17 protein-coding genes and 1 pseudogene are annotated in these 25,263 nt (G+C 70.2%); 13 read left to right on the top strand and 5 right to left on the bottom strand.

What is annotated here, in order from left to right:
- The first annotated feature begins 23 nt into the window (after positions 1-23).
- On the top strand, positions 24-1,490 hold the full coding sequence (locus HFP48_RS27615) for an aldehyde dehydrogenase family protein (protein WP_168580456.1): 1,467 nt from the start codon (positions 24-26) through the stop codon (positions 1,488-1,490).
- A complete protein-coding gene (locus tag HFP48_RS27610) occupies positions 1,487-2,602 on the top strand; it encodes a CoA transferase (RefSeq protein WP_006932154.1) in 1,116 nt (371 codons plus the stop codon). The genes HFP48_RS27615 and HFP48_RS27610 overlap by 4 nt, the downstream gene beginning before the upstream one ends.
- A gap of 112 nt (positions 2,603-2,714) precedes the next feature.
- On the opposite strand, the gene HFP48_RS27605 is transcribed toward HFP48_RS27610, so the two are convergent.
- On the bottom strand, positions 2,715-3,869 hold the full coding sequence (locus tag HFP48_RS27605) for a hypothetical protein (protein WP_168580455.1): 1,155 nt from the start codon (positions 3,867-3,869) through the stop codon (positions 2,715-2,717).
- A gap of 409 nt (positions 3,870-4,278) precedes the next feature.
- Between HFP48_RS27605 and HFP48_RS27600 the strand changes: the two genes are divergently transcribed.
- On the top strand, positions 4,279-4,563 hold the full coding sequence (locus HFP48_RS27600) for a type II toxin-antitoxin system Phd/YefM family antitoxin (RefSeq protein WP_230304376.1): 285 nt from the start codon (positions 4,279-4,281) through the stop codon (positions 4,561-4,563).
- Complete coding sequence (locus tag HFP48_RS27595; protein WP_168580454.1) at positions 4,560-4,841, top strand: type II toxin-antitoxin system RelE/ParE family toxin; 282 nt, start codon at positions 4,560-4,562, stop codon at positions 4,839-4,841. Before HFP48_RS27600 ends, HFP48_RS27595 begins: the two co-directional genes overlap by 4 nt.
- A 61-nt stretch (positions 4,842-4,902) precedes the next feature.
- Here HFP48_RS27595 and HFP48_RS27590 read toward each other — a convergent pair whose 3' ends face one another.
- Positions 4,903-6,453 (bottom strand): PucR family transcriptional regulator, encoded by a 1,551-nt coding sequence (locus HFP48_RS27590; protein ID WP_168580453.1) that lies wholly within the window; start codon positions 6,451-6,453, stop codon positions 4,903-4,905.
- Positions 6,454-6,481: 28 nt separating this feature from the next.
- Positions 6,482-8,032, bottom strand: coding sequence for a PucR family transcriptional regulator (locus HFP48_RS27585; protein WP_029546738.1), 1,551 nt, complete (start codon positions 8,030-8,032; stop codon positions 6,482-6,484).
- A gap of 120 nt (positions 8,033-8,152) precedes the next feature.
- On the opposite strand from HFP48_RS27585, the gene HFP48_RS27580 reads away from it, so the two are divergent.
- From HFP48_RS27580 to HFP48_RS27540, 9 genes are all read left to right on the top strand, one after another.
- Complete coding sequence (locus HFP48_RS27580; RefSeq protein ID WP_168580452.1) at positions 8,153-10,216, top strand: hydantoinase/oxoprolinase family protein; 2,064 nt, start codon at positions 8,153-8,155, stop codon at positions 10,214-10,216.
- Positions 10,213-12,174 (top strand): hydantoinase B/oxoprolinase family protein, encoded by a 1,962-nt coding sequence (locus HFP48_RS27575; protein WP_168580451.1) that lies wholly within the window; start codon positions 10,213-10,215, stop codon positions 12,172-12,174. The genes HFP48_RS27580 and HFP48_RS27575 overlap by 4 nt, the downstream gene beginning before the upstream one ends.
- Before the next feature lie 157 nt (positions 12,175-12,331).
- On the top strand, positions 12,332-13,705 hold the full coding sequence (locus HFP48_RS27570; protein ID WP_102800242.1) for a permease: 1,374 nt from the start codon (positions 12,332-12,334) through the stop codon (positions 13,703-13,705).
- A gap of 170 nt (positions 13,706-13,875) precedes the next feature.
- The gene (locus HFP48_RS27565; RefSeq protein ID WP_168580450.1) at positions 13,876-15,360 is read left to right on the top strand and encodes an amino acid permease; all 1,485 of its coding nucleotides are present in this window, start codon (positions 13,876-13,878) and stop codon (positions 15,358-15,360) included.
- 158 nt (positions 15,361-15,518) lie between these two features.
- Positions 15,519-16,979, top strand: a complete 1,461-nt coding sequence (locus HFP48_RS27560; protein WP_043800984.1) for an AMP-binding protein — start codon at positions 15,519-15,521, stop codon at positions 16,977-16,979.
- Positions 16,980-17,066: 87 nt separating this feature from the next.
- A complete protein-coding gene (locus HFP48_RS27555; protein WP_043800981.1) occupies positions 17,067-18,866 on the top strand; it encodes a DUF3556 domain-containing protein in 1,800 nt (599 codons plus the stop codon).
- The gene (locus HFP48_RS27550) at positions 18,863-20,290 is read left to right on the top strand and encodes an NAD(P)/FAD-dependent oxidoreductase (protein ID WP_072636720.1); all 1,428 of its coding nucleotides are present in this window, start codon (positions 18,863-18,865) and stop codon (positions 20,288-20,290) included. The genes HFP48_RS27555 and HFP48_RS27550 overlap by 4 nt, the downstream gene beginning before the upstream one ends.
- Positions 20,283-21,578 (top strand): helix-turn-helix domain-containing protein, encoded by a 1,296-nt coding sequence (locus tag HFP48_RS27545; RefSeq protein WP_050036186.1) that lies wholly within the window; start codon positions 20,283-20,285, stop codon positions 21,576-21,578. Before HFP48_RS27550 ends, HFP48_RS27545 begins: the two co-directional genes overlap by 8 nt.
- A gap of 61 nt (positions 21,579-21,639) precedes the next feature.
- Positions 21,640-22,359, top strand: coding sequence for a haloacid dehalogenase type II (locus tag HFP48_RS27540; protein ID WP_168580449.1), 720 nt, complete (start codon positions 21,640-21,642; stop codon positions 22,357-22,359).
- Positions 22,360-22,411: 52 nt separating this feature from the next.
- Here the strand turns inward: HFP48_RS27540 and HFP48_RS27535 are convergent, their stop codons facing one another.
- Positions 22,412-24,487, bottom strand: a complete 2,076-nt coding sequence (locus HFP48_RS27535) for a PhoX family phosphatase (protein WP_168580448.1) — start codon at positions 24,485-24,487, stop codon at positions 22,412-22,414.
- A gap of 207 nt (positions 24,488-24,694) precedes the next feature.
- Positions 24,695-25,231 (bottom strand): annotated as a pseudogene (locus tag HFP48_RS27530) (substrate-binding domain-containing protein); the annotation flags it as partial.
- Between the last annotated feature and the right edge of the window lie 32 nt (positions 25,232-25,263).

The raw sequence follows: 25,263 nt of genomic DNA, 5'->3' as shown, positions 1-25,263 counted from the left end.
TCGAAGCGTCGAAGGGACACACGATGACGACACCCGTTCTGCTGCAGCACTACATCGACGGCGAGTGGTTCGACGGCGGGGCCGAGGCCCTGGCGAGCATCAGCCCCGCCGAGCCGGATGTCACCGTGGCCCGCGGTCGTGCGGCCACGGGCGACGACGTCGACCGGGCCGTGGCCGCCGCGCGCGCCGCGGCCCGGCCATGGGCGAAAACCCCGGCGCACGAGCGCGGTGCCGTCCTCGCCCGGGCGGCTGCCGTCGTCGAATCGTCCGCGTCGCAGTGGGGCGCGGAACTTGCCCGGGAGGAGGGCAAGACGCGGGGCGAAGGCGTCGCCGAGGTGCTCCGCGCGGCCCAGATCCTGCGCTTCTACGGCGGCGAGGGCGACCGGGAGGCCGGCGAGATGTTCGCCTCCCCCCGCCGCGGTGAGCAGATCCTGGTCGCGCGCAAGCCCGTCGGCGTGGTCGGGGTCATCACCCCCTTCAACTTCCCCATCGCGATCCCCGCCTGGAAGATCGCCCCGGCACTGACCTACGGCAACACCGTGGTCTGGAAGCCGGCGGGCACCGTGCCGCTGCTGGCCATGCGGCTGATGCAGGCCCTCGCCGACGCCGGCCTGCCGCCGGGGGTGCTCAACCTCGTCATCGGTGGCCGGGCGGTCGGCGCCGGCATCGCCGACCATCCGGGTGTCGACGCGCTGACCTTCACCGGTTCCACGGCGGTGGGCCGGAGCCTCGCGGCGGCGGGAGCCGCCCGGGGGGTGCCGGTGCAGGCGGAGATGGGCGGCAAGAACGCGGCGGTGGTGCTCGGCGACGCGGACCTCGATCTCGCCGCCGAACAGGTGCTGCTCGGCGCGTTCCGGTCGTCGGGGCAGAAGTGCACGGCGACCTCCCGGCTCATCGTCACCGACGACGTCGCCGACGAGTTCGTCGGTGAACTCGTCGCCCGGATCGGGAAGTGGACCGTCGGCAACCCCCTGGACGAGGACGTCCACATGGGTCCGGTGGTCGACGCCGCGGCGCGGGCGTCGATCCGGGCGGGGGTCGACGAGGCGGTACGCCAGGGTGCCCGAGTGTTGTGCGGGGGCCGGCCCTACGAGGACGGTGAACTGGCGGCCGGGTTCTACGTGCCGCCCACCGTGCTCGAGCTGCCCGGCACCCGGCTCGACGTGTGGCGCGAGGAACTGTTCGGGCCCGTGCTGGCCGTGTGCCGGGCGGCCGACGCCGAGACGGCGTTCGCGCTCGCCGACGACAGCGAGTACGGCTTGTCGGCGGCCGTGTTCACCCAGGACCTCACCCGCGCCCTCGGGGCGCTCGACGACCTGGACGTGGGCATCCTGCACATCAACTCCGAATCCGCCGGCGCCGACCCGCACGTCCCGTTCGGCGGCGCGAAGAAGAGCGGGTACGGCCCGAAGGAACAGGGCCGCGCCGCACGGGAGTTCTTCACCCACACCACGACCGTCTACCTTCGCGGCGGGAGGCCGATCGCATGAGCAGGGGCGCACTCGACGGCATCGTCGTCGCCGACTTCACCCGGGTCCTCGCCGGCCCCTACGCCACGATGATGCTCGCGGACATGGGCGCCGAGGTCGTCAAGATCGAACGTCCCGGCACCGGCGACGACACCCGCGCGTGGGGACCGCCCTACGACGACGAGGGCTCGGCCACGTACTTCAACTCGGTGAACCGCAACAAGACCTCCGTGGTCCTGGACCTCGCGTCGGAGGACGGCCGCGCCGAGGCCCGCCGGCTCGTGGCGCGCGCGGACATCGTGGTCGAGAACTTCCGGGCGGGCACCATGGAGCGGCTCGGCCTGGGCTACGACGAGCTGCTCGACGTGAACCCGGGGCTGATCTACTGCTCCGTCACCGGGTTCGGGAGCGGGGACGGAGCGGCCCTGCCGGGCTACGACCTGCTCGTGCAGGCCGTCGGTGGGCTCATGAGCATCACCGGACCCGAGGCCGGTACGCCGACGAAGGTGGGTGTCGCGGTCGTCGACGTGCTCACCGGCCTGCACGCCCTCGCCGGCATCCTCGCCGCTCTGCATCATCGGGAGCGCACCGGCGAGGGGCAGCGCGTCGAGACCAACCTTCTTTCCGCGCTCCTGTCGTCGCTCGTCAATCAGGCGTCGGCGTACCTCGGTGCCGGGGTGGTGCCCGGCATCCTCGGAAACCGGCACCCCAGCATCGCCCCGTACGAGGTGTTCACGACCAAGGACCGGCCGCTGGCGCTGGCGGTGGGCAACGACAAGCAGTTCACCCGGCTCGCCGAGACGATCGGCGCGCCGGAGCTGGCCACCGATCCGCGCTTCCGCAGCAACCCGCTGCGCGTCGCACACCGCGAGGAACTGTGCGCCGAGATCACCTCGATCCTCGTCACGGCCGGGGCCGACCACTGGTACGACGAACTCTCCCGCGTGGGTGTTCCGGCCGGACCCATCAACGACGTCGCCGAGGCATTCGAGTTCGCCCGGCGTCTCGGCCTCGACGCCGTGGTGTCCGTGCCGGGAAGCGCCACGCCGCAGGTCGGAAATCCGTTGAGCTTCTCCAGGACTCCGGTCCGGTACCGTTCGGCCCCGCCACCCCTGGGTGGAGCCGCGGACTGACCGGCAGGAACCGGAGGAGTGCCCGTCCCGTCGCGTCCGGCCGCGGCGGGACGGGCGTCGTGCCGCACCGAACCGAACGGCGGGCACCTCCGTCGTCCGTCCCCTCCCTCGATCAGGGATGCGCGACGGCGCGATCCTCGGGGGCGGGAACGGTGGCTGCGGGCCGTCGCAGACCGAAGGACTCGAAGCCGACGACGTACAGGAGCGTCACCAACGCGAACAAGTCCATGAATCCGAGGGCGTTGCCGTGCAGGCCGCCGGCGACGGCCGGCTCGTGGAGCACGATCTCGGCGATCACGTAGTAGTACAGGACGAACGTGGTCACGGCGAGGGCGAACGTGATCGCGGCGCGGGACAGCAGGTTCACCACGGCCCCGCCGCCCGTCGGCCTGTTGCCGAAGGCGTTGGCCCACAGAATCATCCATGCGACCCAGCACACGCCCAGCTGGGCCGGGAACTGATCGAGCGGGAAGCCCGGTTCGGCTGCCGTGCCGGGACCGACGAGCACCGCACACACGGCGCGCAGTGCCGCGAACAGCACGGTGCCGAGCGCGATGTTGCCGACCGTCGAGACCAGTGCGACCCGCATGCGGCTGCCGGCGAGCCGCCACGGCCAGTTCTCCCAGGTCTGTCCGGTGAGCACGATCGCGACGATGATCGAGTAGTACCAGCCGAGCAGTGTGTCGATGCCGAGCAGTGCTGTGCCCTCCCGAACCGTCTCCGAGACCGCGGGTACACCCAACACGAGATAGAGCAGTGCGGTGGGGACGAGGAGGGAGACGATCTCGCAGGCGCCGACCCACGGCTGTTTCAGGCCCAGATCGGTCCACGGCCAGTGTCCCCAGTTGAGCACCACCAGGACCCACGTGGAGAAGCCGAACAGGACGAACAACGCGCCCGTGAAGTAGCCCAGGCCGTCGGGACGCGCGGCCGCGTAGTCGGGATACAGGTGGCCGATTCCGCTCGCCAGGGCATACGTGACAACGACGGCGAAAGCCGATGCGGCGCCGAGGAACGCAATGCCGCGCCAGGGTTGCCGTAGCCGGTCGAATCCCCAGAGTTCGAGGTTGAATCCGGCCCACACGACGAACAGCAGGGCCCAGAACAGGGCGGCGTTGAACGGCAACGGATACAGGTCGAACGGGCTGAGCCGCGGGTCGGCGAGCAGATACCACGCCGCGACGGAGGCGGTGGTGATCACGGCGGTGTTGGCGACACCGAATCCGAGCCACCCCGGGGACGTGTCGGCGTGCGAGCGTTCGGGCATGGGGTACCGAAACCTTCTGTGATGCCCTCGAAACGAGGGGCGAGGGGAACGTCGGCCGAGGAGATCGGTGAGTGGTGTGGTGGCCGGAGTCGGCTGCCGGATCGCGGACCGTGTCCTCGAGGGTTCTTCGTCAGCTCCGCCGGCGCAGTTCGGGACCGGCCGTGGGAGCGTGGAGCATCGGAGTGTCCTTCCCGTGAGAATGCGACTCGTGAGAATGTGACTCGGAGCACACTCGAAACGATCGCGCGCCACAACTGTTGCGCCGCGTTGCATCCCCCGCTCGGGTCCGGATCGTCCGCCACGGCCGCCCGGCATCTCCCGGACCTCGACGGCCGCTCACCACTCCGGCCGGGTGTGGATCGAGTCGAGGTCGCAGCGGTCAGCCGAAATGTTGGCTACAATTATGTACATGACGACTCTTCCGGTGGCCGAGGCGCGGGCGCAGTTCTCCCGTCTGGTCGACGAGGCCGAGCGCACCCACGAGCGGTTCGAGATCACCCGAAATGGGCACCGGGCCGCGGTGCTGCTCGGTGCCGACGACTACGACGCGCTGCGCGAGACCATTGCCGTGCTGGCCGAGAAGTCCCTGCTTGCCGACCACCTCACGGGAATGGCCGAGATCGAGGCCGGGGACAGCCTCGATGCCGCATCCCTCGCCGAGATCATGTCCGCGGGCAAGCCCGGCGACGAGTGAGCGTTCCCGGCGAGCCCTACACCCTGATCGTGGCCCGTACCGCTCCTCGTGCGCTCGAGCGGACCCTGCCCGAGAAGGTCGCCGCCGCGGTGTACGAGTTCCTCACCGGACCCCTCCTCGAAAACCCGCACCGGGTCGGCAACCAACTCGCCCCACCGTTGGCACCGGCCTGCTCCGCCCGCCGCGGCTCCTACCGGGTGCTGTACCTGATCGACGAGAACACCCGCCAGGTCCGAGTCACCGCGATCTCCCACCGCGCCGACGCGTACCGCACCTGAATCTTCCGGGGCGCGGCCGGGGTGAGGATCTCGTCGAGGCGCTGCGACCGGACGTCGGCACCTATCCGCCACGGCCGTCCAGCATCTCCCGGGCCTTGACGGCCAGCCACCACTCCACCCGGGTGTGGATCGAGTCGAGGTCGCGGCCGGTGAGTTCGGTGATGCGGGCGAGCCGGTTCCGCAGGGTGTGCCGGTGGATGCCCAGCGCGGCGGCGGTGCTCTCGGCCTGGCCGTTGTGCTCGAGGTACGCGGCGAGGGTCTCGACCAGTCTTCCGCTCGATCCGTGCTTCGCGTCGTAGGCATCGAGTGCTTCGAGTCCGGTGCGGGCGATGGCCTGCAGCGCGTCCGGGTCCTGCATGCCCAGCAACACCGAGAAGGTACCGAGCTCGGCGAACTCCACCGGTGTCCGGCCCCCGTTCCGCGCTGCCCTGACCGCCGAGAGAGCCTGCTGCACACTGGTGTTCGCGTCCTTCACGCCGCACGGACCGCCCAGCCCGCACCGGACCGGCCGGCCGAGCTGCGCGCGGACCCGGTCCTGGACCCGGGTCGCGATCTCGCGGGCCCGGTCGGCCGGCACGACCACGGCGACATCCGCGCCGACCGAGGCCGCCAGATGGGGTACGCCCTCCGCGGCGAGGACTGCGCCGACCTGTCGTTCCGCCGGCAGCAGCGGGCCGACCTCCGTCAGCACGGCGACCGCGACGGTGTCGGTCGGTTCGAACCCGAAATAGCGGAGCAGGCCGGCGTCCATGCGTTCGGGTGCGTCGAAGAGTGTCCGGGTGACGACGGCCCGCAGCCGCTGTTCTGCGCTCTGCACCTTCGCGGGCTTGCCGAGCTCGATGGAGATCAGCGACACGGCGTGGGCGAGGAGCAGACGGTCGGCCGGCGGGAGCGGCTCCGCGGTGCCGACGGCGAGGTATCCGTAGAGGTCCTGGGCCGCCGCGATGCTCTGAACGGTGTAGTGCCCGGCGGCGTCGGCCAGCACCTTGCTCATCTGCCGCCGCCGCGGAGATCGGGACGCCGACTCCGCCACCCCGCGCGCATGCCGGACCGCCCGCGTCGTGTCGGACCCGTATTCGGCGAGTACGCGATCGTCGGCGTCGACGACGGCGACGGCTCCGGCGAGGGCCTGACCGAGCGCGGTCACGACCGCGGGCACACCCCCGCGCAGTGTGGCCCGGGCCAGCCGCTCCTGCTGATCGACGACCCGCTGCACCGCGCGGACCTGGTCGGCGGTCAGTTCGTCGATGACCGCCCGGGTGATGGCGATGAAGGGCGTCGAGGCGGGCACGGCGAGCACCGGGAACCCCAGCGCGTCACCCGCGGCGCGCAGACCGTCGGGCACGCGGTCGAACCGGGTTCCGGTGTCGAACGCCAAGGCCGCGCAGCCGGCCCCCACCAGGCCCTGGAGGTACGCGAACTGCTCGTCGGCGCCGGCGCCGATCTCCAGTCCGGTGGTCATCACGAGCTCTCCACCCGAGAGCCACGGGGTGGGGTCGGGAAGCTCGATCGGATGCGCCCACTCGATGACACGGTCGGCTCCGTCGCGACCCGCCACGAGAGTGAGCCCGAGCTCCGGCAGCGTCGTGAGCCGACGCACGGTGATGGCCATGATGACGATCCTTCCCCGCACCGGGCGGCTAGGAGGTGGGGTGTTCGGCGAGGACTTCGAGGGCCAGATGCACGTCGGTGACGTCCCGGGGGGAACGCAGGGACCGGCCCAGCAGGTCCTCGACTCGTTTCACCCGGTGCCGCACGGTATTCGGATGCAGGTTCAGCTCCCGCGCCGTCCGCCCCACGTCCAGGTCCCGGGCCAGGTGGAGCACGAGGAAATCGACCAGGTCGTCGTGGCCGTCGAGCAGTGGGGCCAGGACCGCGGTGGCGCGCGCGAGAGCGGGCCCCGGGTCGCGGCCCGCCAGCAACCAGTCCGCGAGGCTCACGTCCTCGAAGCGCTGGGTGCTGCGGCCGAGCCGCTCGGCGGCCCGTCGCGCCCAGCGCGCCTCGCGCAGTTTGTCGGGCCCGCGCGCGGGATCGGTGAACGGCTCGCTCGAGCCGCACGTCAACCCCTGTGGAAGGTTGTTCGACCAGGAGTCGAGAGCCTCCGCCCGGGCGGGGACCACTCCGACGAGGCCCCCCTCGCCCCGGGCGAGCAGCAGGGTCAGCCCGATGTCGCGGGCCAGCCCGGACACGTCCGTTTCGACGGCATCGAGCAGCGAGTTCGCCCGGAACACCCATCGGCGGTTGTCGTAGTCGGGTGCGGCGGACAAGGCCAGCATCCGCATATCGGGCTCGGGGCCGAACCGCAGCATCTCGAGCTGGTCCAGGACGGTGTCGGAATCGGCCGGATCGCCCGACGCCAGCGCCCGCACCAGTGCGGCGTGCCGCGCGCGGTTCTCGATGGTGGCGCGCTGGCGGGTGCGTTCGATCGTGTTGAGCAGCCTCAGCGACACCTCGACGGCGGGCGCGGTGAGCGGATCGGTGAGTTCGTTGCTCTTGGACGCGAGGGCGAACCAGTAGTGCTGGCCGCCCGGCGAGATCGAGTGCGCGCTCACCGACCATCGGCCCACCCGGAACAGCAGCCGGCCGTCCCGGCCGCGCAGCTGATTGCGGATCAGGTGCACCGGTGCGCCACCCGCCGAGGCCACGACGTCGCCGACCTCGTTGTAGAGGACCACGCTGCTGCGGAGCAGCCCGGCGAGCCGGGCCACGAGGTCGGCCTCCGGGGACTCGGCCGTCATCGCCTCGAGCAGGTGGTTCTGCATCTGCAGCGTGCGGCGCAGCAGCATCGAGTCCTGCGCCTGCGCCGCGGCATTGACACGTCCGACCACCTCCATGAACGGCAGTTCCGGCGGGATCGCCACCACGGCGAACCGATGGCGCTCGGCCTCGTCGAGCAGGGGCCGGGGGACGTCGTCGGTGATCACCCCGACGCCGTACCCGAGCGCGGCGATGCCGGACCCCACGAGCTCGCGGATCAGTTCGCGATAGGCCTGCTGCGGGTGCTCGTGGCCGGGGAAGCGCGAGCCGGTGGTGAGCATCATCGACCCCGGCCGCAGCCACCGGGTCGGGTTCTCGATCTCGATCGGGTGCGCGCCGGTGATTCCCACGTTGGGGTCGGCATCGGTCGCCAGCCGGAGCCCGAGGTCGGGTTCGAGCAGCAGGTCGACGAGCCGGAAACGGTCCGGAAGCATGCCCGACATCTTTCTCCCATGGGTGTGAAGATCTCCAACGATTCGGGGAACTCGATTCACTTTCTCCAATTGATGGCCCCGCGACCAGGCCGAATACTGAGTTCCACCCGACCCAGGAGTATGACGATGATCACATCCCGCAATCCCCACCTGCGCGTCGCCGTGGACGTCGGAGGCACCTTCACGGACGTGTGCATCTTCGACGAGAGCGCATCGACCACCCGCATCGCGAAGGTTCCCTCGACCCCGGACGATCCCATGCGCGCCGTGATCGACGGTGTGCGCACCGCGGGCATCGACCTGACCGAGGTGACCCTGTTCTCCCACGGCACCACTGTCGCGACCAACGCGCTCATCACCCGCAACTTCCCGCCCGCGGCCCTCGTCACCACCCGCGGGTTCCGCGACGTGCTCGAGATCCGCGACGGGACCAAGGACGAATTGTGGGACACGTACGTCGACGTCGGCACCCCCTACATTCGCCGCCGTGATCGGTACGAGGTCACCGAACGCATCGACTACGCCGGCGAGGTCGTCACCCCGCTCGACGAGTCGGAGGTCCGGGAGATCGCCCGCATCCTGCGCCGCAAGAACATCAAGACCGTCGCGGTGTGCCTGATCAACAGCTACGTCAACAGCGCACACGAGCAGCGCGTGCGGGCACTGCTCGAGGCCGAGCTGCCCGACGTCACCGTCTCCACCTCCAGCGAGATCCTCCCCGAGATCTTCGAGTACGACCGCGCCTCCACCACCGTCGCCAACGCCGTGCTCGCACCCCTGGTCAGCGGGTACGTCAACCGGCTCGAAGCGCAGTTGCGCACCGACGGATACGACGGCGACCTGCTCCTGCTCCATTCCGGCGGGGGCTCGATGACCCCCGCGATGGTGGAGAAGTATCCCGTCCGGCTCGCCGCCTCCGGCATCGCCGCCGGCGCGATCGCCGTGGCCGACATCGCCACCCGCTGCGGATACCCCAACGCGATCGGCCTGGACATGGGTGGTACCAGCACCGACATCTCGCTCGTCTACGACGGCGAGGTCCGCACCACCAAGCAGTGGCAGGTCGAGTACGGCTTCCCCATCTCCTTCCCCAGCATCGAGGTGCTCACCATCGGCGCCGGCGGCGGATCGCTGGCCTGGCTCGACGAGGCAGGCTCGCTGCGCAACGGGCCGCAGTCGGCCGGCGCCTCCCCCGGACCCGCCTGCTACCTGCGCGGCGGCACCGAGCCGACGAACACCGACGCCAACGTGCTGCTCGGCCGCCTGGGCACCGCCCTCATCGGCGGCGGCCTCACTCTGGACGTGGCGGCCGCGGAGAACGCGATCAAGCAGAGCGTGGCCGGACCGCTCGGTCTCGACGCCGACACCGCGGCCAGCAACATCATCCAGGTGGCCAACGCCAACATGGCGGATGCGGTGCGGCTGTTGTCCATTCGGCGTGGCTACGATCCGCGCGACTTCGTTCTCGTCGTCTGCGGCGGCGCGGGCGCCCTGCACGGCGCGGCCCTCGCGAAGGAACTGTCCATTCCGACCGTCGTGGTGCCGCCCCATCCGGGCATCACCTCGGCGCAGGGGTGCCTGCTCGTCGACATCCGGCACGACCTGTCGGCCATGTTCCAGGGCCGCGTCGACGAGGTCGACACCACCGCGCTCGAGCGCGAATTCCTGCGGCTCGAGCAGGAGGGCACGCAGCGTCTCCGCCACGAGGGGGTCGAACCCGAACGGATGGTCCTCGATCGTCATATCAGCATGCGCTACGCGGGGCAGTGGCGTTCGCTCACCGTCGAGGCCGGCAGCGGCCCCGGCTTCCTCGCGGAGGCCGTCGAGCGGTTCCACGAGGAGCACGAACGGGACTACTCGTTCCGGCGCGACGACACGCCCGTGGAGATCTACCAGATCGGGCTGCGCGCGGTGGGCACCACGCCGAAGCCGAACTTCCCGCGCACCTCCGAACCCACCACCGCGGAGCCGGCGCCCGTCGAGCGGCGCAACGTCTACTTCGACGAGGCGCGCGGCCGGCTCGACACCCCCGTCTTCGACCGCGACACACTGGAATTCGGTACGTGCATCTCCGGCCCGGCCGTGATCACCCAGCTCGACTCCACCACCGTCGTCCCCCCGGGGACCACCGCCACGATCGACGAGTGGGCGAACATCCGCATCGACATCCAGGAGACCCGATGACCACCACGTCCCCCACCCTCGATCCGGTCACCTTCGAGGTCCTCAAGAACGCGTTCGCCACCTCGGTCGACCTGATGTCCGAGCAGATCCTGCGCACCTGCTACTCGTTCGTCATCTACTCGCGGGACTTCTCCTCCGCGCTCTGCGACGCCGAGGGCAACACCGTGATGCAGGGCAGCCAGGACATCGCGGTCCACGTGGGCACCCTCCACTTCCAGTGCAAGGCCGTGCTCGAGGAATTCGGCTCCGACATCAACCCCGGCGACATCTTCATGGTCAACGACCCCTACCGGGGCGGCACCCACCTCAACGACGTCAGCTTCGTCCGGCCCATCTTCGCCGACGGCGTCCTCATCGCCTTCGCGCAGAACAAGGGCCACTGGGCCGACATCGGCGGCAGCGTCCCCGGGTCGTTCGACGTGACCGCCACCGAGCATTTCGGTGAGGGCCTGCGGATCACCCCGGTCCGGGTGTGGCACGAGGGCCGATTCCTGGCGGACGTCGCGAAACTGCTCGTCGCGAACACCCGGTCCCCGGAGATCAGCATGGGCGACCTGCACGCCCAGGCGGAGGCCACGGGCGTGTGTGAACGTGAAATCCATCGCCTCGTCGACAAATACGGGCGCGGTACCGTCACCGACGCGATGCGCGAGGTCCAGGACTACGTCGAGCGCATTGTGCGCAGCCGGGTCGCCGACCTGCCGGACGGCACGTGGACCACCGAGGACTACCTCGACTCCGATCCCGCCCGGCCCGAGGGGCTCGTCCCGATCCGCGTCACCATGACGATCGAGGGCGACCAGCTCAGCTACGACCTGACCGGCAGCGCACCGGCGGTCGCCAGCTTCCTCAACAGCGGCTACGGCACCGCGTTCTCCGGGATCGTGGCGGGCACCAAGTCGTTCTTCCCCGACGTGCCGCTGAACTCGGGCCTGTACAACGCGATCCGGACCGACCTCGGACCGGAGGGTACCGTCGTCAACGCGGGCTGGCCACACGCGGTGACCGGGTTCTGCTCCGGTCCCTACGAGAAGATCATGAACGCGATCTTCGAACTGTGGTCGAAGGTCGTGCCCTCCCGCGCCATCGCGTGCTCGTTCAACCTCGAGTACCTGCTCGTCGGCGGCCGCGACGCCCGCACCGACGACCGGCCGTTCTTCATGTGGTACGACTGGATGGCCGGCGGCTGGGGCGGACGCAGCTCGAAGGACGGATCGAGCGCCACCGCACCGGTGTTCGGTATCGGCCTGGCCGTGCAGCCGTGCGAGGGGCAGGAACGCCTCACCCCCGTGCTGACCAGCGAGCACGCCATCATCACCGATTCCGGTGGGCCCGGGGAATACCGCGGCGGGTGCGGCCTGTCCAAGGGCGGCATCCTCACCGACAGCGACAGCAGCGTGATGTCGTACTGCTGTGACCGTTCCCGCTCGGTCACCTGGGGCATCGAGGGCGGCCTGCCGTCCATCCCGCACGGTGTGTGGCTCAACCGCGGCACCCCCGAGGAGCGCTTCCTCGGGTCCGTGTTCTCGAATGTGCCGGTCCAGTCCGGAGATTCGTTCGAGCGGCCGTCGGCGGGCGGTGGTGGCTACGGGGATCCGCTGCAGCGGGACCCGGAGGCCGTGCTCGAGGACGTGATCGACGGGTACGTCTCCGTCGAGCGCGCCGCCCTGGACTACGGCGTCGTCGTCGTGCCGGTGGACCCCGAGATCGACCGCTACGAGCTCGACCACGACGCCACCGAGCGCGTCCGCGAGGAGATCCGCGTGTCGCGCAAGGGCTGGCTCGACGAGGACCCCGAAGCCGTCGCCGGCCGCTACCGCAGCGGTGAGCTGTCCATGCTCGATCTCGTGCGCCGCTACGGCGTGATCGTCGACTGGGGCACCGGCGAGCTGCTGCCCACGACCACCGCCCAGTTCCGCGATCTGCTGCGGACCCGCTCCGTCGCACACTGGTCCTGAATCTCTGTTGCGGGGCAGTGACACCGCTGCCCCGCAACGGTTTTCGCGCCCTCCACCCTCCCTCGAAGCTCCCCTGCCGAATCTCCCGCCCCCGGTGCTGCGGGCGGTCGTGCGCCCCTGCGCCGGTTCGGATTCCCTCCCCCCGAGAGGCGACCCCATGTCCGATCACCTCACCGAATCTGCTCCCGGATCCCCCGCGGAGCGGGAAATCGTGCCCGAATCCGGGCGTCTGTCCCGCTGGTCGCTGACGATGGCCTGGTGGGCCATGTTCAGCGCCATGTTCTGGCTCTACATCGCGGTTGCCTCGGCCGGCGCGGTCGGGGTACCGGCCACCCTCGCCGGGATGGCTGCCTCGATCGCCACCTTCGGCGTCGTCAATCTGGTGCTCTCCCGCTATGCGATCCACACCGGCCTGTCGGTCGAGCTGCTGTCCCGGCGCATGTTCGGCGCCGTCGGCTCACTGCTCGCCCCGGCGCTGTTCGCGGCCACCGCGCTCTACTACGGGGTCTTCGAGGGTTCCATCGTCGCCGTGGCTCTGCAGGAGTACTTCGGCGGCGACATCAGGCTGTGGTACCTGCTCTGCACGGTGTACATGATTCCCGTGGTGATCGGGGGTGTCGCCGCGTGGCTCGACAAGCTCAACGGGATCCTGCTGCCGTTCTATCTCGTCGGCATGGTCGCCGTCGTGGTGGCCGCGACCGTGCGCCAGGGCTACCCCACCGGATGGCTCACCGCCACGGTGGCATCGGGTCCGCTTCCGGGCTGGCTCACCGCCTACCTCGTCTACATGGGCGTCTGGGTGCTGATGATGTACACCTTCGACTACGCGAGGCTCGGTCGCCGCACCGACGCCGCCTTCCACGGCACCGTCACCTTCGGCTGGGTGTTCTATGCGCTGACCTTCGGTGTGAACGGGCTCGTCGGCCTCTATCTCCTCGGCGCCTGGGACATCGCCGGAACCGAGACCGGCGTGGTCGAGGCGGTCGTCGGCTCCCTCGGCTTCGCGGGGGTGCTGCTGATCATCGTGTCCCAGACCCGCATCAACTCGGCCAACTTCTATCTCGCCTCCACCAACCTCCAGGTGTTCGTCCACCGGGCACTGCGCATCGACGTGCCCCGAGCGGTGTGGGTGGTGGTCACCGCCGTGCTCGCATACCTGCTCATGCTCACCGACGTGCTGGGGTACCTGCTGCAGGCCCTCGCCTGGCAGGGCGTGCTGATCACCGCCTGGGTGGCGATCGCGGTGGTCTACGTGCTGCGGGATCGGGGCCACGCCATGCCCCGCACCGCGTCCGGTGGGGCGCTGGCGTGGTTGATCTCCTCGGTCGCCGGCATCGCGCTCACCGTGCAGGAGGTCAGCGCGACGTGGGCGCAGCTCGCCCCGGTGGTGACGGTGCTGCTGGCCGCGGGCAGCTACGTGCTGCTCACCCCGCGGGTGACGGATCGTGCGCCCTCGGAACCCGAGGCGGCGCAGGGACCCGAAACGTCGCAGGCACCCGAGGCGGCGCCGGATGAGGCGCAGCCGGTCTGAATCCGACGGACAATCGCCCCGACGGCGGGTGTGACCCACGATTGTGTACATCACGGACATGTCGTGGGTCACATTGCGGTCGTAGGGTTCTCCCATCCGAGCGACAGCGCCGCCGGGACGCCGGAACCGGCACCCCACGGCGCCGCACACCAGGTCTCGAAGGGAGTGCCGTGCACACCGATTCACCGGCCGAAAGGTCCGACACCCTGGGTCACGCGCTGAAGAAGCGCCATCTCACCATGCTGTCCATGGGCGGGGTGATCGGCGCGGGATTCTTCGTGGGGATCAGCGCGATCATCGGCCAGGCCGGCCCCGGCGCCATCCTCACCTGCCTGATCTGTGGGCTCATCGTCTTCCTGGTCATGCGCATGCTCGGGGAGATGGCCGTCGCCAAGCCCTGCACCGGCTCGTTCACCGAATACGCCCGCGACGCCATGGGCAACTGGGCAGGCTTCGCCACCGGCTGGCTGTTCTGGTACTTCTGGGTGGTCGTCGTCGGGATCGAGGCCGTGGTCGGGGCCACCCTGCTCGGCCGCTGGCTCCCCGGGGTGCCGCTGTGGCTGATGGCCGCCGGCCTGCTGCTGATCATGACCGTCGTGAACCTGTTGTCGGTCGGCAACTTCGGCGAGGCCGAGTACTGGTTCGCCGGGATCAAGGTCGCGGTGATCATCGCGTTCCTCGTCCTGGCCGGTCTCTACGTGCTGGGCGTCTGGCCCGGGGCCGAGCTGTCCTTCGGCAACCTGACCGCACACGGCGGCTTCCTGCCCCACGGCTTCATCCCCGTCATGGTCGGGGTGGTCGCCGTCATCTTCTCGATGACGGGGGCCGAGCTCGTCACGATCGCCGCGGCCGAGTCGAAGGAGCCGGCCGCGGCGATCCGCCGCGCCACCAGCACCGTCGTGTTCCGGATCCTGGCGTTCTTCGTCGGCGCGACGTTCCTGCTCGTGACCATGCTGCCGTGGGACAGCTATGTCGTCGGCGAATCCCCGTTCGTGGCCGCCCTCGACGTCCTGGGCATCCCCGGGGCCGCCGAGATCCTCAACTTCGTGGTGCTGGTCGCCGTGCTCTCGTGCCTGAACTCCGGGCTCTACACCGCCTCGCGCATGCTGTTCGTGCTCGGTGCCCACCGCGACGCACCCGCGTGGATGACGGCCGTCAACTCCCGCGGTGTCCCGCTGAAGGGCGTGCTGTCGTGCACGTTCGTCGGATACGTGTGCATCGTTGCGGCCTACGTCTGGCCCGACACGATCTTCCTGTACCTGGTCACGTCGTCCGGTGCGATCTGCCTGTTCGTGTACATCATGATCTGCCTGTCGGAGCTGGTGCTGCGCCGCCGCTGGGAACGCACGTCGCCGGAGATCCTGCAGTTCCGGGTGTGGCTCTACCCGGTCCTGCCGGTCGTCGTCACGGCGGTCATCGTCGCGATCCTCGTCGGCATGTGGTTCACCGGCGCCCGCGCCGAACTGGTGCAGTCGCTGATCGCGCTCGCGGTCATCGTCGCCGCGTACCACCTCAAGACCCGGTACCTGCGCCGGCGCGGGGGCGAACGGGCCACCCCGCCGGAGGAGAGGGCGCTGGCCCGGGCGATGCACGTCGACGCGGAGCCGCGACCCGGCGGGCCGCAGCCCGCCCCCTCGGGCAATCCGGCCCACTGACGATCCGCTCCGCGCCGCCGGCTGCAACGACAGCCGGCGGCGCGGTGTTGTGCTCGGAGGACAACACCCCGTCGGAACTCGAGCCCGCGAGGCCGTAGTCGGGACGTGATCCCCGTCACTACCGTTGTGGTCAGCCGAAGAGAAAAGGACCGACGGTAGTGACGATCGAATATCTGGTGTGGCACCGCGAATCGGACCGGCCCTGCGTGCGGGACGACGACCGGGAACTCACCTACGCCGAATTTGCCCGCAGAGTCGACGGTTTCGCGGCGCAACTCCAGCAGCACGGGATCGCTGCGGGTGACGTCGTCGCGGTGATGCTGCCGAACCGGGCCGAACTCCTCGTCGCCCTCATGGCGGCGTGGCGGCTGGGTGCGACGGCCACCCCCGTCAATCCCGCGTTCACCGCGACCGAGGCCGAGTACCAGATCGACGATGCGGGAGCCGTACTCGTCCTGGGCGCCGGTCCCGACGCCCCGTCGGGCGGCCGCCCGCTGATCCACGTGGACGACATGGCTACCGCCCCGCCGGCCGGATGGTCGGCCGGCGCCGATCCCCGTCCCGACGACACCGCCCTGCTGATCTACACCTCCGGCTCGACCGGCCGCCCGAAGGGCGTGCAGCTCGCCCACGCGAACCTGCAGTTCATGGCCGACTCGTTCCGCACGCACCTGCAGCTGACCGAGGCCGACCACTGCCTGCTGATCCTGCCGCTGTTCCACGTCAACGCGATCGCGGTCAGCTTCCTGGCGCCGATCCTGGCCGGGGCGCAGCTCAGCATCACCGGCAGGTTCTCCCCGGCCCGGTTCTTCGACGACGTGGCACGGCTGCGGCCGACCTACTTCTCGGCCGTGCCCACCATCTACGCCCTGCTCGTCTCCCAGCCGCTGGACACCCCGGTGGACACCTCGTCGCTGCGCTTCGCGATCTGCGGCGCGGCCCCGATCTCGAAGGAACTTCTCGATCGGGTCGAGCAGCGCTTCGGCCTGGTCGTGGTCGAGGGCTACGGGCTCACCGAGGGCACCTGCGCGTCGGCGTGCAACCCGATCGACGGCCCCCGCAAGCTCGGCACCGTCGGCCCCGCGCTGCCCGGCCAGCAGATCGCCATCGCCGGACCCGACGGGCGGCACCTGCCGGCCGGGGCCACCGGCGAGGTGCTCATCAAGGGGCCCAACGTGATGCGCGGCTATCTCGGCCGACCCGAGGAGACCGCCCGCACCGTCGTCGACGGCTGGTTGCACACCGGCGACGTCGGCCGGCTCGACGAGGACGGATACCTCACCCTCGTCGACCGCATCAAGGACATGATCATCCGCGGCGGGGAGAACCTGTATCCCAAGGAGATCGAGAACGCCCTGGCCACGCACCCCGCGGTCCTCGAGTCCGCCGTGATCGGCGCGCCGCACGAGGTGTACGGCGAGGTTCCCGTCGCGTACGTCGTGACCTATCCCGAGCGGACCGTCACCGACTCCGAACTGCTCGCCCACCTCGCCGAGCGGTTGACGAGGGTCAAGGTGCCCGCCGAGGTGCACGTCGTCGCCGCCCTGCCGCGCAACCCCGTCGGCAAGATCGACAAACCCGGCCTGCGGCGCAGCCACGGTGCTCCCGTGCACGCCTGACCGCTCCCGAGGACACCACACGCTCCACCCCGACTCGCCGGCCCCGGGCCGGTGGGGCGGCAACCCCTACCCGAAAGGCGAATTCCCATGGGTTTCAAGACCGGCCACTTCCCGGAAGTGGACCCCGCCACGTTCCGCGACCTCCCGTTCCGGGATCGGTTGCGGGCCATGTCGACCCACTGGGTCGACTACGGATTCGGCACGCCGAAAATGGTGCACACCGTCTACATCCTCAAGCTGCTGTTCCTCTACATCGGCGCCGGCACCGCCCTGGCGACGCTGACCTCGGGCCTGTCGTGGCTCGACGTCTCGTCGTGGTGGAACCAGCCGATCGTCTACCAGAAGCTGATCCTGTGGACCGTGCTGCTCGAGGCGCTCGGTCTCGCCGGGTCGTGGGGGCCGCTCGCCGGGCACTTCAAGCCGATGACCGGTGGCTTCCGGTACTGGCTCAAGCCCGAGACGATCCGGCTCCCACCGTGGCCGGGCAAGGTGCCCGGCACGTCCGGTGACCGCCGCACCGTCGGCGACGTGGCGCTCTACGCCCTTCTGCTCGCCAATCTGATTGTCGCCGTCGTTCTTCCGGGTGTGCATTCCGCCTCCGTCGACGCGCTCGTCGCCGACAACGCCGGCCTCGTCCGCCCCGCGGTCGTGGCGCCGCTGATCGTGCTGCTGATCGTGATCGGCCTGCGGGACAAGGTCATCTTCATCGCCGCCCGCAGCGAGCAGTACCTGCCGGCGATGGTGTTCTTCACCTTCCTGCCCTTCGTCGACATGATCGTGGCTTTCAAGCTGCTCATCGTCACCGTCTGGGTCGGCGCCGGCGTCTCCAAGTTCGGCCGCCACTTCGCCATGGTGGTCCCCCCGATGATCAGCAACACCCCGTGGATGCTGTCCAAGCGGGTCAAGCGCATGCACTACCGCAGCTTCCCGAACGACCTGCGGCCCTCGCACCTCGGCAGCGGCGTCGCCCACGTCCTCGGCACGTTCGTCGAGATCGTCACCCCGCTGGTGCTGCTGTTCTCCACCAACCGCACGCTCACGCTGCTCGCGGTGCTGCTGATGGTGGCGTTCCACTTCTTCATCGCCTCGACGTTCCCGCTCGCGGTGCCGCTGGAATGGAACCTGCTGTTCGCCTACGCCACGGTCTTCCTGTTCTGGGGCTTCCCCGCCTGGGACGGCTACGCCGTGACCGACATGTCGTCGCTGTGGCTGGCGGGCGCGATCACCGCCGCGCTGTGCTTCTTCCCGGTCCTCGGCAACCTGCGCCCCGACCTGGTCTCGTTCCTGCCGTCGATGCGGCAGTACGCCGGCAACTGGGCCTCGGCCACCTGGGCGTTCGCCCCGGGTGCGGAGGAGAAGCTGAACCGGCACATCGTGCGGGCCGCCGAGAACACCCGCACCCAGCTGCTCGCGACCTACCCCGCCGACGTCGCGGACGTCGTGATGCACCAGCTCCTGGGCTGGCGGTCCATGCACAGCCAGGGCCGGGCGCTGATCTCCCTGATGATGCGCCACCTCGGGGACGACATCGACACCTACGACCTGCGCGAGGCCGAGTTCTCCTGCAACTCGATCGTCGCCTTCAACTTCGGTGACGGGCACCTGCACAACGAGCACCTGATCGCCGCGATCCAGCGGCGCTGCAACTTCGCGCCCGGCGAGTTCGTCGTCGCCTGGATCGAATCCCAGCCGATCCACAAGGGCACCCAGGAATACAAGGTGATCGACGCGGCCCTCGGCGTGATCGAACGCGGCACCTACAGGGTCGCCGACGCCGTCGCCGAGCAGCCCTGGTTGCCCAACGGGCCCATCCCGTTCGACGTGCAGTGGACAATGGACCGTGAGGGCGCCCACCGGGCAGCCGCACAGCGGGAGGTCACAGCGTGAGTACGGCGGTCGTGGTCGGTAGCGGACCCAACGGGCTCGCTGCCGCCGTCCACCTCGCCCGCAGCGGCGTGGACGTCCAGGTTCTCGAGGCAGCCGACGAGATCGGTGGCGGCACCCGCTCCGGCGAGCTCACCGTGCCCGGCCTGGTCCACGACCACTGCTCCGCCTTCCACCCCATGGGTGCCGGCTCCCCCTACCTGCAGACCCTCGGCCTCGATCGCTACGGGCTGCGGTGGCGGTGGCCGGAGATCGACTGCGCCCATCCCCTCGACGGGGGCGAGGCAGCCCTGCTGCACCGATCCCTCGACGTCACCGCGGCCGGCCTCGGCGAGGACGGCCCGCGGTGGCGGCGGATGTTCGCCGACCTCGCAACCGGGTTCGACGGGCTCGCCGCGGACCTGATGCGGCCGGTGCTCAACGTCCCGCGGCACCCGCTGCGGCTGGCGGCGTTCGGGCCCCGGGCCCTGCTGCCCGCCACGGCCTCGGCCCGCTGGTTCCGCACCCCCAAGGGACGTGCCCTGTTCGGCGGGGTCGCCGCTCACGCCTACCACCGGCTGGACCGGCCCGCCACGTCCGCCGTGGGTCTGATGATCACCGCCGCCGGCCATCGCTACGGGTGGCCGGTGGCGGAGGGCGGCTCCGCCGCGATCGCGCGGGCACTGACCGCGCAGCTCGCGGAGCACGGCGGCAAGGTGCACACCGGGGTCCGGGTCCGCCGTGCCGCGGATCTGCCGCCCGCGGACGTCGTGCTCCTCGACGTCGCCCCCGAGGCCGCCCTCGGCATCCTGGGCGACGCGGTACCCGCGCGGATCGCCAAGGCCTACCGCAGGTTCCGCCACGCTCCCGGAGCCTTCAAGGTCGACTTCGCGATCGACGGTCCCGTTCCGTGGGCCGACCCGGAATGCGGGAAGGCCGGCACCGTCCACCTCGGCGGCGAGTTCGCCGAGATCGCCCGGGCCGAACGGGACGTCGCGACGGGACGCATGCCGGAGCGGCCGTTCGTGCTGCTCGGCCAGCAGTACGTCGCCGACCCGACCCGCTCCCGCGGCTCCGTGCATCCGCTCTACGCGTACGCCCACGTCCCAGCCGGCTACACCGGCGACGCGACGGACGCGATCGTCGCCCAGATCGAGCGGTTCGCCCCGGGGTTCCGGGACCGCATCGTCGCCACCGCGGTCACCGCGCCCGCCGACCTCGCGCGACAGAACCCCAACCAGGTCGGCGGTGACATCATCGGCGGCGCCAACGCCGACCTGCAGGTGGTGTTCCGGCCGCGAATTGCTCTGGACCCCTACAGCACCGGGGTTCTCGGGGTCTACCTGTGCTCGGCCTCGACCCCGCCCGGGGCGGGCGCGCACGGGATGTGCGGCTACAACGCCGCGGAATCGGCGCTGCGGCACCTGCGGAGCGCCGGCCGTGGCTGAGCCGGTGGTCTCGGGGCGGTCGACGGGCGCACCGTCGGCCGCCGACGAGGTTCAGCGCGTCGTCGCCGAGGTCGCGCGCCGGTTCGACGCCCGCCAGCGGGAGATCACCCGTTCCATGACCGCGATGATGGCGCGGGAGATCGCTCACCTCGACGAGGATCCGCATCTCGTCGAGCTGCTCGAGGCGAGCGTGCACGGCAACATCGCGACGATCATCCACGTGCTCACCAACGAGATCCCCGCCGAACACCTCCAACCCACCACGGCGGCAGTGGAATATGCGTTGCGGCTGGCGCAGCGCGACGTGCCGTCGCACTCGCTCGTCCGTGCGTACCACATGGGACAGAACGACCTCATGCGGCTGTGCTTCGACGAGGTGCGGTCGATGAACCTCCCGCCGCAGGTGACACTCGACGTCATCGAGCACATCTCCGCGGTGGTCTACCGGTACATCGACTGGATCACCCTGTACGTGTTCGACGCGTACGAGAAGGAACGACGCCGGTGGTCGGCCGTGCGCGGCAACGTGCACTCCGCCCTCATCCACGGCCTCGTCGACGGATCCGAAACCGACGTCGCGGCGTTCGAGGCGGAGACCCGGTACCGGCTCGACCGCTGTCATGTCGGGGTGATCGTCTGGACGACAACCGAATCCGCGGACGGCGCGATCAATCCCCTGGACCGGCTGGTGCGCGCGGTGGCGGTGCACCTCGGGTCGGATGCCCCGCCGATCCTCACCGCCATCGACCGGCGCACGGTGTGGGCCTGGCTGCCGTTCGATCGGCACCGGCCGACGATCGACACGGCAGCACTCGATTCCGTCGTCCGATCCCATCCCGCCGGCCGCCTCGCGCTGGGCCTGCCCGGCTCCGGCCTCGCCGGTTTCCGGCGCTCGCACGAACAGGCCGAGGCCGCGTATTCGATCGCGGTGGCCCAGGCCACGTGCACCCGGCGGGTCATCGGGTTCGGGGATCGCGGCGTCGCCGTGGTGTCGCTGCTCGCCCGCAACCTCGACGCCGCGCGGGCGTGGGTGGGCGAGATCCTCGGCCCGCTCGCCGACGACACCGAGCAGGCCGCGATGCTGCGGGTCACGCTCGGCACCTACTTCGCCACCGGTGAGAGCCACCTGCACACCGCCGAACGGCTGAACCTGCACCGCAACACCGTCAAGTACCGGATCAACAAGGCCCTCGGCGACCCGACCCGCGCGCCCGCGGTGCACGACAAGCTGGACATCGCGCTGGCGTTGCAGGCGTGCGAGTTCCTCGGGGAGGCGGTGTTGCGCTGACGCGCCGGGTATCCCGACTGTGACAACATCGGCACGGTCGGTCGATTCCAGGAGGCACCGTATGAGCATGCCCGGCGTGAAGGCACTCGTCTTCGACGTGTTCGGCAGTGTGGTGGATTGGCGCACCAGCATCGCGCGCGCGGCGGCACCGTTCCTGGCTCGTCACGGGAGCAGTGTCGAACCCGCGGAGTTCGCGGATGCCTGGCGCGCGCGCTACCAACCGGCCATGCAGGCGGTACGCGAGGGCAGGCGGCCCTTCGTGCGTCTCGACGTGCTGCACCGGGAGAACCTGGACGACGCCCTGCGCCGCTTCGGCATCGACCCGGCGGGCATACCGGGGCACGAACTCGATCAGCTCAACCGTGCCTGGCACGAACTGGATCCGTGGCCGGACGCCGTCGAGGGGCTCACGCGGCTGAAGCAGCGCTTCGTCGTCGCGCCGCTGTCGAACGGCAACGTCAGCATGATGGTCGATATCGCCAAGCGCGCGGGTCTGCCCTGGGATGCCATCCTCGGTGCGGAGGTCGCCCAGGCCTACAAACCCATGCCCGAGGCCTATCTGCGCACGGCAGACATCCTGGGCCTGGAGCCGGGCGAGGTGTGCATGTGCGCCGCCCACAACGAGGACCTGGCGGCCGCGCGCGCCTGCGGCCTGAAGACCGCGTTCTTCGCGCGACCCACCGAACACGGCCCGGCCCAGACCACGGACCTGCACGCCGAACACGACTGGGACGTGATCGCCGACGACCTCGTCGACCTCGCGCGCCGCCTCGACGCCTGACGGCGCCCGTGCGCGCTTCTGGTAGCGGCTACTACCAGAAGCGCGCACGGGGTCAGGCGCCGATCAGGCCGTCGGACTTCCAGGCCGCGACGACGGCCGGGCGCGGTTGGGCGGTGCCCCCGTCGGGCCAGTGCGACGACGGGTTGTCCCACGTGGCGTCGTCGGTCTCGCCCGGGTGCTGCACGCACACCACGACGCGGTTCTCCTGCACGATCGGCCCGCACGTCTCCGCGCCGACGGGGACGGTGAGGAACTGCCGGGTCTCGCCGCGGCGCGGACCGTCGAGCACGACGCTGAACAGCCCGTCGTTGGACTTCAGCGCGTTGCCGTCGGTGGAGATCCACAGGTTGCCGTGCGGGTCGAACGCCAGGTTGTCCGGGCACGAGATCGGGCTGACCTGAGCCTTGTCGAAGCCGCCGAAGTAGGTGTCGGCGGCCTCCGGGTCGCCGCAGACCAGCAGCAGGTTCCATGTGAACGACGTGCCCGCGTGGTCGTCGTCGAGCTCGAGCACCTGCCCGTTCTTGTTGTTGTTGCGGGGGTTCGCCACGTCGGCCGCGGCCTTGCCCTCCTCGCCGCGCTTGGAGTTGTTGGTCAGCGCCACGTAGATCTTGCCGGTGACCGGGTTCGGTTCGAAGTCCTCGGGCCGGTCCATCTTGGTGGCCCCGACCTTGTCCGCGGCCAGACGGGTGAACACGGCGACCTCCTCGGCGGTCATGCCGTCGACCAGGGACTCGCCGCGGCCGTCCTCGGCGGTGCGCAGCAGCGGGATCCACTCCCCCGTGCCGGTGAACGTGCCGGAGGCGGGAAGCGTACCGCTGCCGTCGATCTCGTCCGGCGCATCGCCGGTCAGCTTGGCCACGTACAGGGTTCCGGCGTCGAGCAGCGTCATGTTGTGCCGCATCGCGGCCTGCGACGTGCCGCTCTGCATCGTCCGGGAGGAGACGAACTTGTACATGTAGTCGAAGCGTTCGTCGTCGCCGCTGTAGGAGACGACGGTGCCGTCGCCGGTGACGTGGATCGTCGCGGCCTCGTGCTTGAACCGGCCGAGCGCGGTGTGCTTGACCGGCACGGACGTCGCGTCCCACGGGTTCACCTCGACGACCCAGCCGAACCGGTTGACCTCGTTGGGGGTAGCGACGATGTCGAAGCGCGGGTCGAAGCGCTCCCACAGCCGTTCCGAGGCGCCGCCCTCGAGGCCGTACCGGGCCAGTCGCTCGGCGGCCACGGGATCGGTGACGTTCTCGGCGTTCGCGAAGTACTGGTTGAAGTTCTCCTCGCCGGAGAGCACGGTGCCCCACGGGGTGAGCCCGCCGGCGCAGTTGTTCAGGGTGCCGAGCACGCGGGTTCCGGTCGGGTCGGCGGCGGTCTTGACCAGGTCGCTTCCGGCGGCGGGACCGGTGAGGGCGAACTCGGTCAGGCCGGTGATCCGGCGGTTGTACGGGCCGAATTCGGGTGTGAGGCGCCCGGATCCGGCCTCGCCCTTGACCTGCACGACGGACAGCCCGTGGTTGGCCCAGCCGATGCGCACCTGCTCCTCGGTGGGGTTCTCGGCGTCGTAGCCGGCGAACATGAACGGCTCGGACGTGTACTCGTGGTTGACCACCAGCAGGTAGGTGTTCGGCACGCCGTCGACGGGCAGCAGCCCGGCGAAGTCGTTGTTGTAACCGAACTGCTTCTCCTGCGCGGCCGCGGTCTGGTTGCCGATGTCGAAGGCCGGCGCGTCGGGCAGCACCGGGTCACCCCAGCGGATCACGACGGCCTGGTCGTAGCCCTCGGGGACGGTCACGGCGTCGTCGGTGTTCGGCGCGACGGCGGTGAAGTCGGTGCCGGGGGGCACGGGGCCGAGGTCCGCCGGGCCCGACGTCGTGGTGCCGCCGGTGCTGCCCGCGTCGTCGGAACACGCGGCGAGCACGCCGCCCGCACCGACCGCGAGAACCGCCATCGCGCCGCCGCGCAGCACGCCGCGCCGGGTCAGGGCGGTGCGCACGATGTCGCCGAAGTACTCGCCCCCGGAGGTGTTGGGCACCGCGTGGGAACACGCGTTGCCGCACTTGTAGCGGCAGGTGACGGCGGCGCGCGACGATGTGCCGTCGTGCGTGACGATCAGCGGCAGGGGCTTCGGACTCACAGGTACTCCCTCGTCGAATCGGTTCAACGCGGGCACCGTAGGAGACCGAAACCAGGTAAAGGGAACGAGAAGGTGAACGGGCGGTGAGCCCGGGCCGATCCGCGAACGGGAAGCGCCCTCGAGATCCAAGCGGGCATCTGCTCCGAGACTCGACATCGTCCGTCGCACCGGCCGAGCGCGGTACGGACGCACCGGTGAGTCGGCTTGTCAGCGCAGGGATTCGGCGCTGGCTCTGTGTAACCCCGAGAAGGGTCTGGGGATCAGGGCGGGTAGGGCGCGGCGGATCGGATCGGCTGTGGGGCCGAGCATCAGATCGGGTGCGGTGGCAGCGAGCAGATCGAAGGGCGTGCGTTCCGACGTCAGGGGAACCGGAAGTCGTTGCGACAACGAGATGTCATGGTATCCGACGAGGTCGATATCGTCGCCGATCGCCAGCGACCGCTGGGGAGTTGCCGTCATGACCCTGAGGTGGTCATGGCGGCGAAGGCGGCTGTAGCGTGTGCCGAGGAGGCGAAGAGCCGTCGTCCGGCTTCCTCGCCGCTCTCTATACCGAAGCCTGTCTCGACGATCCGGTCCGGGTCGACTTCGATCTCGGCCTCTGGAACGTCCTCCTCGCGCCGGCGAGGCGTCCGGAGGCGGTCGAGGTGAACAACGGGCCGACAGGACGGCGATGTCGGAATGTCAGAGATCGATCAGGTGTCGGGTGGCGAGGTAGCCTAAGGCCTGGTCGTCGCCGATCGGGGATCAACCGCAGTCGCTCGACCGAGGGTCCAGCA

Source organism: Rhodococcus sp. DMU1 (assembly GCF_012272955.1).
Lineage (GTDB): Bacteria > Actinomycetota > Actinomycetes > Mycobacteriales > Mycobacteriaceae > Rhodococcus > Rhodococcus aetherivorans.
Note: the sequence above shows the minus strand (reverse complement) of the source record. Positions and strands in the feature narration are given on the sequence as shown.